Source organism: Streptomyces sp. NPDC005784, assembly GCF_042871525.1.
GTDB lineage: Bacteria > Actinomycetota > Actinomycetes > Streptomycetales > Streptomycetaceae > Streptomyces.
Window position 1 is genome coordinate 92,706 of the sequence record NZ_JBIAIQ010000003.1, and the last position, 16,526, is coordinate 109,231.

The window sequence follows — 16,526 nt, forward strand, 5'->3', positions numbered from 1 at the left end:
GTTCACCGCACGCGACGCTCGTGGGGCAGGGGCTTCCCGAAGAAGTCGTCCAGCGCCAGGCCCGTCGCCGCGTTCACGAAGGCCCGCGCGGCGACCGAACCGGGGGTCGCCGCGTGGATCGCCACCGAGACCTGGGCGCCCGCTTCCGGGTCGACCAGCGGCAGCGCGCGCGTCCTGCCGACCACAGGCATCGCGCGCAGCCAGGTGTGCGGAACGATGCTGGCCCAGTCGCCGCCGCCGACATGCGCGTACAGCGCGGCGATGGAGTCGGTCTCCACCTGTGGCGTCACCACGAAGCCCTTGTCCGCGAAGACACCGTCGATGATCTGGCGGATGCGCATGTCGGGGGTCAGCAGCGCGAGCGGCAGTTGGGCCGCGTCCGCCCAGGTCATGGTGGAGGCCTGGGACATGAGCTGGTCGTCGGAGACCAGCAGCATGTACCTCTCCTGGTACAGGGGGACCACCTGAAGGCCCTCCTGGTCGCCCGGATCGAAATGGGCGATCGCCACATCCAGCTCGAAGTCGCGCAGCTGGCGGTGGAGTTCCTTCGTCGACAGGCGGGAGCGGACCTGCACCTTGGCCAGCGGATGCGCCGCGCAGAACGCGGCCACGGGCATCGCCAGAGTCGTCGAGGCCGTGGGGTCCGTTCCGAGGCGGAGCGTCCCGGTGATGCCCGACTGCACGGCGGCCACCTCGGCCTTGAACGCGTCCTGTTCGGCGAGGATCCGCTTGGCCCATACGACGAGCCGTTCGCCTTCGGGGGTGAGGCCCTGGTAGTTGTGGCCGCGGTTGATGAGCGTGACGTTCAACTCCCGCTCCAGCTTGGCGATCGCCGCCGAGAGCGCCGGCTGCGAGACGTAACAGGACTCCGCCGCGCGCGCGAAGTGCCGCTCCCTGGCCACCGCCACGAAGTACTCGAGCTGCCGGAACAGCATGAACGGCTCCTCTCTCGCTCGCGCCGCCCACCGGCACCGCGGACGGACCGGCCGGCTGCCCCGTGATCATCCAGAGCCTACCGAGCCGGCCGTGTCCCGCCTCCCTCCGCGCACGGTCGCGCTCAGCGCAGAAGCCGTACGGCCGCGATCACCAGCGGGTGCAGCCCGTCGGCTCCGGCGTCGACGTACGCGAGGAGCCGGGAACGCATCCGCGGGTCCCAGAAGCGGCCGATGTGACCCGCGATCGCCTCGGCGGCCGACTCCCCAGGCAGGTGGCCGAGGTTCAACGCGATGTCGTTCGCCATGCGGCGTTCCGGTGGCGCGGTCGCCGTCATGTCAGTCCACCACCGTGAGGACGTCGTCCGCGGCCCGCACCGGATCCTGGTCCTCGGCCCGCACCGGCGTCCCGTTCTTGGCCCGTTCCGGCGTCTCGTTCCCGGCCCGTTCCGGCGTCTCGTCGCCGTGCCCGAGAGGATGCGCGAGCCCGACCTGTACGGCGGTCACCTTGTACTCGGGGCAGTTGGTCGCCCAGTCCGAGTTCTCGGTGGTCACCACGTTGGCGCCGGTCACGGGGTGGTGGAAGGTGGTGTAGACGACGCCGGCCGGCATCCGGTCGGAGATCTCCGCCCGCAGGGTCGTCCGCCCGACCCGGCTGGCCAGCGTCACCAGCGAGCCGTCGGTGATACCGCGTACCTCGGCGTCGTGCGGGTGCAGCTCCAGGATGTCCTCGGGATGCCAGGCGACGTTACCGGTACGCCGGGTCTGCGCGCCGACGTTGTACTGACTGAGGATGCGCCCGATGGTGAGCACCAGCGGGAAGCGCCGGGTGCTGCGTTCGTTGGTCGGCACGTACGCGGTGACGACGAACTTGCCCTTGCCGCGCACGAATTCGTCCACGTGCATCACCGGTGTCCCCTCGGGCGCCGAGGCGTTGCACGGCCACTGCACGCTGCCCAGTTTGTCGAGCAGCTCGAAGGAGACGCCGGTGAACGTCGGGGTGACCGAGGCGATCTCGTCCATGATCCGGCTCGGACGGTCGTACGCCATCGGGTAACCCATGGCGGTGGCGATCTCGCACACGATCTGCCACTCGTGCTTGCCCGTCTTCGGCTTCATCACGGCGCGCACCCGGTTGATCCGGCGCTCGGCGTTGGTGAACGTGCCGTCCTTCTCCAGGAAGGACGCGCCGGGCAGGAAGACATGCGCGAACTTGGCGGTCTCGTTGAGGAACAAGTCCTGTACGACGACGAGTTCCATCGCTTCGAGCGCGGCGGTGACGTGCTGGAGGTTGGGGTCGGACTGGGCGATGTCCTCGCCGTGCACGAACAGTCCGCGGAAGGTGCCGTCGATCGCGGCGTCGAACATGTTGGGGATACGCAGCCCCGGTTCGGCGAGGAGTGTGCCTCCCCACAGGTTCTCGAACACTTCGCGCACGGCGTCGTCGGAGACATGGCGGTAGCCGGGCAGTTCGTGCGGGAAGGAGCCCATGTCGCAGGAGCCCTGCACGTTGTTCTGACCGCGCAGCGGGTTGACGCCGACGCCGTCGCGGCCGATGTTGCCGCACGCCATCGCGAGGTTGGCCATTCCCATGACCATGGTCGAGCCCTGGCTGTGCTCGGTGACACCGAGACCGTAGTAGATCGCCCCGTTCGGCGCCTTCGCGTACAGCCGCGCGGCGGACCGCAGTTGTGCGGCGGGGACGCCACTGATCTCCTCGGTGGCCTCCGGGCTGTTCTCCGGCCGGGCGACGAACTGGGCCCACTCGTCGAACCCTTCGCACCTGCGGTCCACGAAGGAACGGTCGACCAGGCCCTCGGTGACGACCACGTGGGCCATGGCGTTGACGACGGCGACATTCGTGCTGGGCCTGAGCTGGAGGTGATGGGCGGCCTCGACGTGCGGGGAGCGCACCAGGTCGATGCGGCGCGGGTCGACGACGATCAACTCCGCGCCCTCACGCAGGCGTCGCTTCATCCGGGAGGCGAACACCGGGTGCCCGTCGGTGGGGTTGGCCCCGATCACCATGATGACGTCGGCCTCCGCCACGGAGCGGAAGTCCTGGGTGCCGGCCGACTCGCCGAAGGTCTGCTTGAGTCCGTATCCCGTCGGGGAGTGACAGACGCGGGCGCAGGTGTCCACGTTGTTGTTGCCGAACGCGGCGCGCACCATCTTCTGGACGACGTACACCTCTTCGTTGGTGCACCGCGACGAGGAGATCGCGCCGATCGAACTCGGCCCGTACCGGCTCTGGATGTCCCGCATCCGACGGGCCACCGTGCCGATCGCCTCGTCCCACTCGACCTCGCGCCAGGGATCGGTGATCCTGTCCCGGACCATGGGCCGGAGCACCCGGTCGGGGTGGGTGGCGTAGCCGAACGCGAAGCGGCCCTTCACGCAGGAGTGGCCCTCGTTCGCGCCGCCGTCCTTGTACGGCACCATCCGGACGAGTTCGTCGCCGCGCAGCTCGGCCTTGAAGGAGCAACCCACGCCGCAGTAGGCGCAGGTGGTGACCACCGACCGGGTCGGCATGCCGAGTTCGACGACCGACTTCTCCTGGAGGGTGGAGGTCGGGCAGGCCTGGACGCAGGCCCCGCAGGAGACGCACTCGGAGTCCATGAACGTCTCGGCGGCGCCGGGCGAGACCTTGGAGTCGAAGCCGCGCCCCTCGATGGTGAGCGCGAACGTGCCCTGTACCTCGCCGCAGGCGCGCACGCAGCGGGAGCAGGCGATGCACTTGGAGGGGTCGAAGTCGAAGTACGGGTTGGACGTGTCCTTCTCGGCGTCGAGGTGGTTGTCGCCCTCGTAGCCGTACCGCACCTGTCGCAGGCCCACCACGCCCGCCATGTCCTGCAGTTCGCAGTCGCCGTTGGCCGGGCAGGTCAGACAGTCGAGCGGGTGGTCGGAGATGTACAGCTCCATGACTCCCTGACGGAGCTTCTCCACCTTCGGCGTCTGGGTGCACACCCTCATCCCGTCCGCCACCGGAGTGGTGCAGGAGGCCGGGGTGCCCCGCCTGCCGTCGATCTCCACCACGCACAACCGGCAGGAGCCGAACGGCTCCAGGCTGTCGGTGGCGCACAGTTTGGGTATGTCGATCCCGACGAGCGCGGCGGCGCGCATCACCGACGTGCCCTCGGGGACGGTCACCGGCAGCCCGTCGACCTCCACCGAGACCGTGGCCTCGCCGGGCCGTTCAGGAGTTCCGAAGTCGGGTTCCTTGAGCAGTGTCATGCCGTGCCCTCCGTCCTCGCGCCGCTCGGCTGCCGGGAGTCGGCTCCCTGGCCCGGTTCGCGGGCGAGGAAGTCGTCGGGAAAGTGAGTGAGTGCGCTCCGCACGGGCATCGGTGTCAGCCCGCCCATCGCGCACAGGGAACCGTCCGTCATCAGGTCGCACAGGTCCTCGAGGAGCGCCAGGTTCTCGTCCACGTGCCGGCCGGCCACGATCTTGTCGATGACCTCGACGCCGCGTATCGAACCGACCCTGCACGGCGTGCACTTGCCGCAGGACTCCGCGGCGCAGAACTCCATCGCGAAGCGTGCCTGGGAGGCCATGTCGACGGTGTCGTCGAAGACGACGACGCCGCCGTGGCCGACCATCGCCCCGGCCTCCGCGAAAGCCTCGTAGTCCATGGGCAGGTCGAACATCGACGTCGGCAGATAGGCGCCGAGCGGGCCGCCGACCTGCGCCGTGCGCACCGGGCGCCCGGAGAACGTGCCGCCGCCGTAGTCCTGGACCAGTTCGCGCAGCGTGACGCCGAACGCGGTCTCGACGATGCCGCCGCGGGCGATGTTGCCGCCGAGCTGGAAGACCTGGGTGCCGCGCGAGCGGTCGACGCCGAGTTCCTCGTACCCCTGCGCGCCGGACGCGAGCACGACGGGGACCGTCGCGAGCGTGAGGACGTTGTTCACCACGGTCGGTCTGCCGAACAGGCCCTCGATCGCGGGGATCGGCGGCTTGGCGCGGACCGTGCCGCGCTTGCCCTCCAGACTCTCCAGCATCGAGGTCTCCTCGCCGCAGATGTACGCTCCGGCGCCGACGCGGACATGCAGCTCGAAGTCGAGCGCGGAGCCGAGAATGCCCTTGCCGAGCCAGCCGTGGTCGCGAGCGATGCCGATCGCGGCCCGCATGGTGGCCACCGCGTCCGGGTACTCCGAGCGGATGTAGAGGTAGCCCTCGCCGGCGCCGACCGCGTGCGCGGCGATCGTCATGCCCTCGATGAGCATGAACGGGTCGCCCTCCATGACCATCCGGTCGGCGAAGGTGCCGCTGTCGCCCTCGTCCGCGTTGCAGCAGACGAACTTCAGCTCGTCCGGACAGTCGAGGACCGTCTTCCACTTGATGCCGGCCGGGAATCCCGCGCCGCCCCTGCCGCGCAGTCCGGACGCGGTGACCTCGGCGACCACGTCCGCGGGCGGCCGTTCCAGTGCGGCGCGCAGCCCCGCGAGGCCGCCGTGGGCCACGTAGTCCTCGGTCGACAGCGGGTCGGTGACGCCGACCCGGGCGAAGGTGATCCGGTTCTGCCGGGCCAGCCAGGGGAGTTCGTCCACGACGCCGAGCCGCAGCGGATGGTCGGCACCGTCGAGCATGCCCGCGGCGAGAAGGTCCTCGACGTCGGACGGGGCCACGGGGCCGTATCCGACACGGCCGTGCGGGGTCACCACCTCGACGAGCGGTTCCAGCCAGAGCATGCCGCGTGATCCATTGCGTACGATGTCGAGGGCGAAGTCGCCGTGCCCTGCGGCTTGTTGAAGGGCCACGGCGACGTCGTCCGAGCCGACGGACCGGGCCGCCGAGTCGCGGGGGACGTAGACCGTCGCCGCGGGGTGTCCGGTGTCGTTCATGAGGAGACCGTCCCTTCGAGGATCGAGCCCAGCCGGGCCGGGCCGACCCGTCCGTACAGCCGGCCGTTCACCTCCGCCGAGGGGCCGAGGGCGCAATTGCCGAGGCAGAAGACCTGCTCGACGGTCACGGCACCGTCCGCGGTCGTCTCCCCCAGCGCCAGTCCGGACTCGCGGGCGTAGGTCACCAGGTCTTCGGCGCCGAGCGCCTGGCAGGCCTCGGCCCGGCAGATGCGCACGGTTGTGCGTCCGGCGGGCTCGCGGCGGAAGTCGTGATAGAAGGTCACCACTCCGTGGACGTCCGCCCGGGAGAGGTTGAACTCGTCGGCGAGCACCGGAATCGCCTCTTGCGGCACATGACCCAACTCGGCCTGTACGGCGTGCAGTACGGGCAACAGTGCGCCGCGCCGACCCCGATGACCGGCCGCCACCCTCCGGACCACGCTCTCGACCGTCACATCACTCGCGCTGGTCGTCATGATCACTCCGCCTTCCGTCACGCGGGTCCCCGGCGATGCTTGCGGGAGACTGAGACACTACCCCATACAGGCTTCTGTATACAGAACTCAATCAAGCTCAACCCCGGCCGCGGGGTCGGGACTTGACCGAGGGAAGGACAGAGGGTGGGGGGCGGCGGACGGAGGGCCGGCGTCTCCGTACGGTCGCAACACGCCTGCGACCTGCCCGAGGGCGGGCAGCGGGCAGCTCGGGCGGCACCCCGACCGGGCTGGGATTCCTCCCGAAAGCACCCCACCATCTTGCATACCAAAACCTGTATGCTGACGCAGCCGTCGGCGACCCTCTCGGCGGCCACCTCTTGGCAGAGCCGTCGGCCCCGCGGGCCCGGTGGCAGAACGGGGCTCCCATGCGTGAGGCACTCACCGCCGCCGCGTCCCGGCGCGTCACCCGCCCGGCGCCGCTGCGACAGGCCGTGTACGACGCCCTGACCGAGCTGATCGTCAGCGGCTCCCTCAAGCCCGGCCAGCACCTCGTCGAGGCAGAGCTCGCGGAACATCTCGGGGTCAGCCGCCAGCCCGTACGCGAGGCGCTGCAACGACTCCAGACCGACGGCTGGGTCGATCTGCGCCCGGCCCAGGGCGCCTTCGTCCACTCCCCCACCGAGGAGGAGGCCGCCCAACTCCTCGGCGTCCGCGCGGTCCTTGAGACCTACTCGGCCCAACTCGCCGCCCAGCAGGCCAAGCCCGAGGACGTAGAAAGACTCTGGGAGTTGCACCAGGAAGGCGTCGACGCCCTCGCCGCGAATGATGTCGAGCGACTCGTCGCGGCCAACACCGCTCTGCACGCCGTCATCACCTCCGTCGCCGACAACGCCGTACTGGCCGAACTGATCGCCGGCGTCAGCCAGAAGGTGCGCTGGTACTACACGCCGATCGCCCGGCCCCGCGGCAAGGAGGCCTGGAACGAGCACGCCCAGCTCATCAGGGCCATCGCCAAGGGCGACGCGGACCGCGCCGGCGAGGTCATGCGCAAGCACACCGAGCGCACCACCGGCTTCTACCGCAAGCAGCTCGCCGCCGGAGCGAACCAGGACTGACCGAACGGGCCCTCGGGCAGGGCTCATCGCGCTGTCCGCCGGGTCACGTCGTCGGCCGAGCCGGGGTTCACGTCGAGGCGAGGGAGTCGGCGGGGCGACGGTCGGAGCCGAGGGCGAGACCCTCGACTCCGGGCCGGAGGGTGTCGGCACCGGGCCCGAGGACGTCATCGCCGACCGCGAGCAGGACGTCACCAGCCCCGAGGAGGTCGTCACCGATGGCGACCCTCAGCTCAAGCAGCCACGGCCGCACGGTGCGCAGCAGGATGTCGAGCCCTCCGCCGTCCCGTCCGAGCATCACGTCGGCGGGAACCAGCACCGGATCCGCGCACAGGGTGGAGGTCGCGCTGCCGCTGGGCCCTCCCCCGCAGGGCCTGGCCGGGACGAACAGGTCAGGCGCCTGCGCCGGAACGACCCACAGCGTCAGGCCGTCCGGCCCGGCGAGCGGCCGGGAGGACCAGAGATAGCTGTCGGCCTCGCCCGCCGCCACCACCTGCCGCTTGCGGCCGCGCAGGGCGACCACATCGGCGAAGCGGGCCACGACCGAGCAAGACCTCCCGTACGGAATCTCCACCCCCTGCTCGCCGGGTCCGCCCTCGGACAGGGCGAGGCCTGCGAGGTGCCGTCCCGCGGCGATCTCGCCGCGCACCCAGGATCCGCCGCGGGACTCGATGGCGGCGACCGCGGCGAAGTGGGCCGCGAGCACGGCAGCGGTCGCGGGGCAGACGCGCGCGGTCCGCGTGACCACGTCGGCGGCCTCCGACAGCCCGAGCCCGCCGCCGCCGAACTCCGGGGAGACGGTGAGACCGAGCAGCCCGGCGCGGCCGAGCGCCGTGACCGCGGCACGGGGGAACCTGCCTTCCCGGACGGTCGGTTCGGCGGCCGGCGCGACGACTTCGGCCAGTACGGCGGAGAGAGAAGAGCGGTAGGACACGGGGTGACCCCCTCCTCGGGAACAACCTCCCACGGGAATTGCATACAGCATGCCGTCTCACCTCAGGGTGCGCCAGAGGAACGCAGCGCGCATCCCAAGAGGGCGGTTCAAGCAGGGAGTTCAAACCAGGAGCTCAAGCCAGGAGCTCAAGGACGGAGTTCAAGGGCGGAGTTCGAGATGTGCGAATGACCGGAGACGGAACCCTCTTGCCGCGGACGCCCGCCCGGCGGCAAGAGGGCAGGGACGGCTCAGGCTCGCGGGTCGATCTCCCGCAGCAACCCCGTCGTGACGTCGAAGACGAAGCCGCGGACGTCGTCGGTGTGCGGCAGGAACGGTGACGTACGCACTCGCTGCATCGACTGCCGTACGTCCTGATCGACGTCACGGAAGGCCTCCACCGCCCAGGCCGGCCGCTGCCCGACCTCCATCTCCAGCTCGTGCCGGAAATCCTCGGTGAGGCTCTGCAGACCGCAGCCGGTGTGGTGGATCAGTATGACGCTGCGGGTACCGAGGGCACGTTGACTGATCGTCAGGGAGCGGATCGTGTCGTCGGTGACGACGCCACCCGCGTTGCGGACGGTGTGACAGTCACCCAGTTCGAGACCGAGCGCGGCATGAAGGTCGATCCGGGCGTCCATGCAGGCCACGACCGCGACCCGCTGGACCGGGCTGGCACCCATCCCTGGGTCCACGAACCCGGCGGCGTACGCGCGGTTGGCCGTCACGAGCCGGTCGATGACCGTCCCGCCGCCCGGAAGACGGTTGGCGGGCTGGGCGAGACGGGGTGCTGGAGTCGACATGGTGGGCTACCTCACTCCGGTCGATATCGAAAAGACCACTCATCACGTCGCGAACATGATCGCGGACACACGGTCGCGCCCACAGGAGGAACGCCGTGGACACGACCGCATCGGTGATGCATTCCCACGGGGTGCCTCATCAGGCACCCACCGCGGTTCGGGGCACAGGAGGGCCTGGGCTCACGAAGACCCGAGCGGGAAGGCCTGGGCACACGAAGGCCTGGGCAACCGCGAACGAATCCGCATCCGCATTATGCATACGATATGGGGTGGTCAGTATTCTCGAACCGGGCACCGCTCCTTGTCCAGGGCCCGAGGACCGACCCGCGTCCTCACCTTCCTCCGCGAGACGGCGCCCGGCTCGGCCCCGGACCGCGCAAAGCAATGCGTGGCCGTGCCACGAGACGGCCACCGCCGCTTCGTTCGCCCATCGCGCGCCACCGGGTGGACAGCGCCCAGCCGGTGGCGGCGACCGCCGACAGCGCGAGGGCGGCCAGCATCAGCGTGGTGTGGGATCCGGCGCTGTCGGCCGCCCGGGCGACCGGGTTGGGCATGCCGAGCCGGTCGGCCAGCCAGCCGACGGCCGCCGTAGCGGTGAGCAGCGCGCCGCCCACCCGCAGCGCGGGCCGCACCCGCAGCCGTGCCATCACCAGCAGTGCGGGCAGGGCCAGACAGACCAGCAGGAGCTGGACCAGTTCGATGCCCAGGTTGAAGCCGAACAGGCTGAACACGAGCTGTCCGGTGGACAGATGCATCTCGGCGAGCACGATGGAGAACGCCATGCCGTGGCCGAGGCCGAAGACGCCCGCGACCACCGCTTCCCGGCCCGGGAACAGGGGGCGGACCGCATGCAGGGCACCGACGAGGATGCTGGCGGCGATGAAGACCTCGACCGGCCGACCGGGGATCTCCAGGCGGCCGAGGGCGGTGGCGGCCAGGGCGACGGAGTGGCCGGCGGTGAAGGCGATCGTGATGCGGCCGATGCGCCAGAGCGCGGCGCGGACGCCGACCAGGCCCTGCCAGCGTCGTCCGGTGGCCCGCAGTGGTGCGGGCAGGAGCAGGATGAGCAGGAACAGCAGGTGGTCGGTACCGGTGAGGATGTGCTCGCCGCCGAGTTCGACCATGGCGACGAAGCCACGCCAGGCGCTGCCCTTGCCGAGGTCGACGGTCAGCGGCAGGACCTTCATGTGCCGGATGTCGAGACCGACCGAGCCGACCTGGGTGGCTCCTCCGCCGCCGACCCGACCGGCGGCCCAGTCCTGGCGTACCGTCACGAGCGTCACATGGGTCACGACCTGATGGACGATCACGTCGTAGTTCAGGGTGAAGTGCCGTACGTCGCCGCCGGGCGGAGGGGTGAGCACCGCCTTGGCGACCAGCTCGCGGTACGGGCCGGTGGAGGTCTGCCGGGTGCTGCTGAGGCTCAGCGCGCCGATGCCGACCTGCCAGGCCTTGCCCTTGAGGGTGGCCGGGCGGATGTGCTTGCCGAGGTAGGCGCGGACGGCCTCGGCCTTGGCGGGCAGGGCCGACGGTTCGATGCTGGTCAGATCGATCCCGCTGGCCGTGGCCAAGTCGCCGAGCGGCAGTTCGAGCCGCGCGGTGACGGAGGCCTTGTACACGTCGAGCTGGACCACTGAATGCGGCATCGGGTGCGCGACGGCCGGCGACGCTCCGAGCAGGAGCGCCGCCGGCACCACGATCGCGATCCCGGCCACCAGGCGAAGTGCTGTGGTCAGCCAGATTCGCGGTCGGCTCATGAGAAGGAGAACTCGCTTCCGTAGTCGCGGGTGTGGTCCCGGTACACGGTGTGGTAGTGGATCTGGCCCCGGAAGACGACGCCGCCCTGGCAGACGAACTCGATCCACACGCCGGGGCCGTCGATCCGCACGTAGTCGCCCTGGCTGTCCAGGCCGGTGCCGCCGGAGTAGCCGACGTAGGTCTGGTTCAGCTCATGCTCGTACGTCTTCATGAGCCGCTTCGCCGTGGCGTCGTCCACGTTGGCGACCCAGGGGTGGATCGCCTGCAGAACCAGCTGCTTCTGCTTGGGTGTGAGCGAGCTGACCGGGATGCCTTCCTTGGTCTCCGGGAACTGGCCGTCCTTGCCCGGACCGAGGAGCACGTCGCTGAACGACTCGGACAGCTTGGCCTTCGTCAACTGCTCCGTGTTCAGGCTGCCGGTCACCGCGAGCAGGCCGTTTCGCTGCTTCGCCAGAGGCGTGTACGTGGTGCCGTCGTCCGCCGTCCACGTGCTCGGCTCGACCCCGATGAAGAACGGGCTGCCACTCACCGGCTTGCCGTCCCGGTAGGTGAGGTTCACGGCGAGGTGGTGGCCGCCGAAGTGCAACTGCCAGGTGCCGTCCGCCGAGGGGGCGCCAAGGAACGCCATGAAGTAGACACCGCTGCCGTAGCCGAACGCGCCACCGCCACCGCCGGGGCCGCCGGGACCGCCGGACGGCGGGGTGCCCGTCGGCACGTCCGTGCCCGTCGGCACGTCCGTGGCCGACGGAGCGTCCGTGGCCGACGGAGCGTCCGTGGCCGACGGAGCGTCCGTGGCCGACGAGCTCGGGTCCGCGGAGGCGGACGGGTCCGTCGAGGGCGTGCCGGACGCCGTGCTCGTAGGCGTCGGCGCGGACGCGGAGCTGGAGTTCTGCGCCGCGTCGAGTACGTCGTCGGCCTTGATGATCTGCGTGATCTGGTCGTATCCGGTGCCCTTGCCGTTGCCCGTGGCCACCTTCAACACCTTCATGGCCGCGGCCAGTTGAGTGTCCGTCAGCGAACCGAGCTGGATCCCGGGCCGACAGGACGAGCCGCACGGCAGGTTCGACCACGCCGTCGCGTTCGCCTCGGAGAAGTCCAGCAGCACCTCCGACTGCTGGTCGGCGTCCAGTGTGTTCAGGAACGCGTTGGCGGCACTGACAACGGCCTTCGCGCCGGTGGCATGCTGGTCGACCGGGCGCTTGACGCCCGCGGCCGATTTACCGGTCTGCACATCCGAGGCATTTGCCACAGCGAAACCACCGCCGACCAGCACAATTGCTGCGACGGCACCCCCTATACCTCGCCAAGTCCGTCGCGTGCGCACTTGACGGGTTCTTTCTCTACTCACGAAACACTCCTTTTGAACCTGGAATGACGTCCCGGCCGTACGGGCAGCACCCGTCGGCCGACTTCGAGATCACTTGCGTCCGCATGAATTCCGGACAATTGCCCACACCTGCAGACCGCTCGTCAGCGGTTGGAGGCAGGACTGAAACGCGCAACAGGGCATCCGGCCACCCCTGCACGATTGTTGACAACATTACCGACACTCTTACCGGAATTTCAATACACCGTCATATGGACAGGACGTTCTTGAGCCACACACAGAACGGCGTGAACTCACGGAATTTGCTTATGTATTTGACAGGCTGCTCTTATCGCGCAAATAGAGTTTCCTGTTATTGCGGCCGAGGCGTAATCGCCGGGGATCGGGCCACGAACCTGGGCAGCCGGACCGCACGACCACATGGCACGTCGAACGAGGGTGGCACCCTCGTCGCGGGTGCCACCCTCGTTCGACTCTGCCGCATGGAACTGAAGAACTTCCAGCCGACGGGCTGTCAGCCGCCGGCCCACGCCCGCCCACTCTCAGCTTGTCGGCGCTGAACTCACTGCTCGGCGCATAGATTCCGGACGTACGCGCGCAGCGCCTCGGTGCTGTGGAAGATGCGGTAGTCGCCGGCTTCGAGTGCCGCCTGCTCCTCCTCGGTCGTGTCCGGGACCAGAACGACGGGCACACCGCCCTCCGCCCGCAACCCCTGTGGCCAGAAGGCTGCTGCCACGGTGATGGCGGCGCCGGTGTGCACGTCGCTGACCTCACTGTCCAGTTCCGGTACGGCCAGGTCGGCTTCGTGCAGCTCGGCCAGCAGTACGCGGAGGCCAGGAACTTCGTCGGCCGGGTCGGCCTTGGCCGTGCCGGAGGGGTCCGCGAGCGAGGTCGTTGCCAGCGACGCCCGTACGTCCTCCAGCGCCACCGGAGACGGGCCGTCGTGCAGACCCTGGAGAAACTCGTTCGCGGCACGGGCCAGGAGAACGCGCCGGGCGGCCATGAAGTCGGGGTAGTTGGACACCTTCCAGAGGTCGCGGTCCATCGGGATCCACTGGGTCGCCAGCGCCCCTGGCATACGTGCCTCGATCTCTTCCAGGTATTCAGCCGGCTCCCTCGCCCCGATCTTCAGGTTCGTGTCCTGCGTGAGGAGGCAGAAGTTGGCGACCGCGTTCACCTCTCCACGGCCGTAATCGTGCTTGTAGAGCAGCGCCTTGGGGAAAATGTGGTGCACCTGGAGTGAGCTGAGCCGTCCCAGCATTCCGTCCCGCAGCGGGACTCCGCTGACGAAGTCCTGGGCGCCGTACACCCGCGTCAGCATGTAGAGCAGCGGGTAGAACCGCGAACCCATACTGGAACCGACGAAGTCGTCCGAACCGATCCCGAGGTGGCCGCCGCGGCTGCGCCGCAGCACGCTGATCAACTGGTCGACCCCGCCGTCGTCGAGCGCCTGCAGATCCTGGTTGAGGACGGTCTCGGTGGCTCCCGTGTGACGGCCCCAGAGGAAACTGTGCACATACCAGTAGAAGAGGCGGTCGCGCGTCATGGCGTCGGGGAACGCGCCTCCGTAGCGGTGCAGCAGTCGGCTCATCACCGGGAAGGCACCGCGGCCGCTCAGGACCGCACCGTGGTCGAGCCCCAGCCGTCCGCCGAGCGAGTTGAGCAGATACGACACGGAGTCGATGGTCTCCGCGAGTCCCGACCGGAACGCCTGAACATCCACGTCGGCGAGCTTGGAGAACTGCGCCTCACCAGTGATGACGGCGTTGACGTTGCGCAGCAGCCAGTCGAGCTTGAACCCGAAACCCGCGGTCGACCATTTCTGGAGAGCCTGGTTCATGGTCGGCCGGGCAGCCGGCCAGGCCGCGCAGATGGCAGCCAGGGCGAGGTCGCCTTTGGAGAGTTTGGTACCGCCCGAGTTCACCCGGTTGAAGATCTCCACGACCACGTCGATGGTCTTGTCCTCGCCGGTCACCTCATCGATGTGGACACTGCGATCCTTTATCTGGGTGATGCGGTTCAGGCGCTCGATGTAGACGACCTGCAGGTCGGCGTCCCCGTTCGCCAACTGGTTCACGGCGAGGAGCTGGCCGGCCAGTCCGCTCCGGAAGAGCGCGGTGACATCCACCCAGAGCGGATTGTCCTTCATCTTCGCCGGAGCGTAGAACTCGAAGACCTCCGTCTGGAGGTTGAAGTGCAGTCCTGTCAGCGCCGAGGCGTTGCCCTCGAAGAAGCCCGGAGCTCTGCCGCGGGTGATTCCGTAGAGAGTGGTGACGCGCTGCTGACCGTCGAGCAACAGATGGATCGAGCCGTCCCGGCCCGAGCCCCCGCCCCGCGTCTGGACACTTTCAGCCTTGGTGCTCCAGGTCAGGAAGCCGCCGATGGGGTATCCGCGATAGAGGGACTGGAAGAACCCGCGCACCTGGTCGCGCGTCCAGACGTAGCCACGCTGGAACTCGGGAAGCGCGATGTCTCCCGCGTCCACCTTGTCCAGGACCTGCGAAATCTGCACCGTCGTTGAGCCTGTCCATCCGGTCCTGGCGACATTCCGCGCCAGAACGTGTCCGACCGATTGCACGAAGTTATCAGCCGACGGCACGAGTTGGGCCGGTCTCGGGCACACGTACGAGCATGCGGTCTCCTGCTCGATGGCCGGTGGTGAACTCCCTTCACCCACCGACCACTTTGGTCCAGGTCCATGCCCTGCGATGGTGTCGAAGCGGTCGGCCATCTCGTCCACGAAGACCTTGTCGAAGACGATCCCGAAGTTGTCCACATTGTTGAGCACGGCCGCCGCCCGCACCTCCGGGTCGGCCGCCGCTCGCGCCTTCCGGTCGGCCGTAGCCTCCCGAACGGCCGGATGACGTCACCCACACCTCCGGACTTCCGGAGCGCCCGGCCAGGACGAGCCCGCCCCGAGAGCGCCGGTGCCCGCCCGGAGAGTGCCGGTGCCGGCCCGGGAGTCCCGTCCGTCACCCGTACGATCCCGGAACCCGAAGCCGCCCCGTACCTCAACGGCGATCCGCCCGGTCCGGTACCGGCACCGGATCGGACGGCGCACACCGTGCGCCGCAGCGGCGCCGCGCACGCTGAGCGCGGTCAGCGCTGTCCCGACCTCGAAGGGTGCGCGCGCAGAGTGTCAGAAGCGACCTCGTCGCGGAGCGCCGAGGAGCCCCGCTCCGTGACCTCTTCCGGCAGCCGCCCGGCTCATCACACCGGCGTCCGGCACGACCGGGACACGGCGCGACCGGGTCCGGCACGACCGGGACACAAGCCGGACGGGACACGGCGCGGCCGGGAAATGGCTCGCGCTTCCGGCCCGCCGCTGCGACGCCGCCGGAAGACGGGTGACCCGACCCGCGCCCGGAGGTCCTCCCACGTGGCTCCGGCGGTCGTATGGTTCGGGGTGTTTTATGGTGACTCAAGGAGTATGCCCCTACCGGAGGTGCAATGATGCGCGCCGCGGCAGCGATCGTCTCTCTGGCTGTCGGCGTGGCGCTCACCGTCGCGACATCGGCCTGTGACCAGGGCGGCTCGACGTCGTCGAAGGCCCACTACGGCGACTGCCCGGTCTCGGGACATCACGGGGAGTTTCACCTGTCCCCCAGAACGGCGGGCGCCCTCACGGTCAAAACGACCCTGCCGGCGCCCGGCTGGTGGAACGGCGGCAACACACCGGACTCCATCAAGAGCGGCTACGAGTACTGCATGGCCGCCAACATCGCCTACCGGTCCGGACTCGACCGGGTGAAGGTGGAGAACGCCCCCTTCCCGGAGGTCGTGTCCGGCCGGACCAAGGACTTCGACCTGGCACTGGCGCAGATCACGATCACCCCGGAACGGAGCAAGGTCGCCGAGTTCTCCCCGCCCTACCTCTCCTCGACCCTGGGAGTGCTGATCAGGGACGGCGAGAAGATCAACGGAGACAACATCCGTGACGTCCGCATCGGAGTGGCCGAGGGCACCACAGGCGAGGAGTTCGTCAAGAAGCGCCTCAAGCCGACCAAGCCCGTCACCGCCTTCCCCAACGACCCGGACATGGTCACGGCGCTGGAGAAGGGACAGATCGACGCCGTCGTCCACGACACGACGATTCTGCTGGCGTATCCCCAGAAGCGGGAGGGCAGGGTGCGCCTCGTGGGCCAGTACAGGACCGACCAGGGTTACGGCGCCCTGTACCCGAAGGGGTCAGCGAACAAGAAGGAGCTGGACCGGGTCATCAGGCAGCTGATCGACGACGGAACGCTCACCAAACTGTCGGCCGTCTACCTCGGGGCCGCTTTCGGCCAGGACCCGGCCAAGATCCCGTACTTCACGGTCGACAACAGCTCCTGAACGCGCCGGGCGTACGCACCCGCCGGGGCGGCGGTCCGGTTCCGTCC

The 16,526-nt window shown here is 69.2% G+C and carries 12 protein-coding genes; 2 read left to right on the plus strand and 10 right to left on the minus strand.

The features are described 5' to 3' along the window. Positions 1 to 2 precede the first annotated feature (2 nt). The 5 genes from ACFYR3_RS05910 to ACFYR3_RS05930 all read right to left on the minus strand — a co-directional run bounded on the left by ACFYR3_RS05910 (position 3) and on the right by ACFYR3_RS05930 (position 6,252). Complete coding sequence (locus ACFYR3_RS05910) at positions 3 to 935, minus strand: LysR family transcriptional regulator (RefSeq protein ID WP_389281687.1); 933 nt, start codon at positions 933 to 935, stop codon at positions 3 to 5. A 122-nt stretch (positions 936 to 1,057) separates the two neighbouring features. Continuing rightward, positions 1,058 to 1,270 (minus strand): formate dehydrogenase subunit delta, encoded by a 213-nt coding sequence (locus ACFYR3_RS05915; RefSeq protein ID WP_355849956.1) that lies wholly within the window; start codon positions 1,268 to 1,270, stop codon positions 1,058 to 1,060. 1 nt (position 1,271) lies between these two features. After that, the gene (gene fdhF, locus ACFYR3_RS05920) at positions 1,272 to 4,166 is read right to left on the minus strand and encodes a formate dehydrogenase subunit alpha (protein WP_389281689.1); all 2,895 of its coding nucleotides are present in this window, start codon (positions 4,164 to 4,166) and stop codon (positions 1,272 to 1,274) included. After that, on the minus strand, positions 4,163 to 5,776 hold the full coding sequence (locus ACFYR3_RS05925; protein WP_355849951.1) for an NADH-quinone oxidoreductase subunit NuoF: 1,614 nt from the start codon (positions 5,774 to 5,776) through the stop codon (positions 4,163 to 4,165). Before ACFYR3_RS05925 ends, fdhF begins: the two co-directional genes overlap by 4 nt. Further along, positions 5,773 to 6,252, minus strand: a complete 480-nt coding sequence (locus ACFYR3_RS05930) for an NAD(P)H-dependent oxidoreductase subunit E (protein WP_355849948.1) — start codon at positions 6,250 to 6,252, stop codon at positions 5,773 to 5,775. The genes ACFYR3_RS05925 and ACFYR3_RS05930 overlap by 4 nt, the downstream gene beginning before the upstream one ends. A gap of 386 nt (positions 6,253 to 6,638) precedes the next feature. Here ACFYR3_RS05930 and ACFYR3_RS05935 point away from each other — a divergent pair, with 386 nt between their 5' ends. Then, positions 6,639 to 7,328: a GntR family transcriptional regulator gene (locus ACFYR3_RS05935; protein ID WP_355849945.1), complete on the plus strand. Its 690-nt coding sequence runs from the start codon at positions 6,639 to 6,641 to the stop codon at positions 7,326 to 7,328. 67 nt (positions 7,329 to 7,395) lie between these two features. Here ACFYR3_RS05935 and ACFYR3_RS05940 read toward each other — a convergent pair whose 3' ends face one another. From ACFYR3_RS05940 to ACFYR3_RS05960, 5 genes are all read right to left on the minus strand, one after another. Then, on the minus strand, positions 7,396 to 8,259 hold the full coding sequence (locus tag ACFYR3_RS05940; RefSeq protein WP_355849942.1) for an acyl-CoA dehydrogenase family protein: 864 nt from the start codon (positions 8,257 to 8,259) through the stop codon (positions 7,396 to 7,398). Positions 8,260 to 8,507: 248 nt separating this feature from the next. Beyond that, complete coding sequence (locus tag ACFYR3_RS05945) at positions 8,508 to 9,059, minus strand: carbonic anhydrase (protein ID WP_355849939.1); 552 nt, start codon at positions 9,057 to 9,059, stop codon at positions 8,508 to 8,510. Between the two features lie 332 nt (positions 9,060 to 9,391). Next, positions 9,392 to 10,816 carry a HupE/UreJ family protein gene (locus ACFYR3_RS05950; RefSeq protein WP_355849936.1) on the minus strand — a complete coding sequence of 475 codons (1,425 nt, stop codon included), beginning with the start codon at positions 10,814 to 10,816 and terminating at the stop codon, positions 9,392 to 9,394. Beyond that, positions 10,813 to 12,066 carry a DUF3500 domain-containing protein gene (locus ACFYR3_RS05955; protein WP_389281693.1) on the minus strand — a complete coding sequence of 418 codons (1,254 nt, stop codon included), beginning with the start codon at positions 12,064 to 12,066 and terminating at the stop codon, positions 10,813 to 10,815. Before ACFYR3_RS05955 ends, ACFYR3_RS05950 begins: the two co-directional genes overlap by 4 nt. 640 nt (positions 12,067 to 12,706) lie before the next feature. Continuing rightward, complete coding sequence (locus ACFYR3_RS05960; RefSeq protein ID WP_389281695.1) at positions 12,707 to 14,932, minus strand: DUF262 domain-containing protein; 2,226 nt, start codon at positions 14,930 to 14,932, stop codon at positions 12,707 to 12,709. A 662-nt stretch (positions 14,933 to 15,594) separates the two neighbouring features. Between ACFYR3_RS05960 and ACFYR3_RS05965 the strand changes: the two genes are divergently transcribed. Next, positions 15,595 to 16,479, plus strand: coding sequence for an ABC transporter substrate-binding protein (locus ACFYR3_RS05965; protein ID WP_355849930.1), 885 nt, complete (start codon positions 15,595 to 15,597; stop codon positions 16,477 to 16,479). Positions 16,480 to 16,526 lie beyond the last annotated feature (47 nt).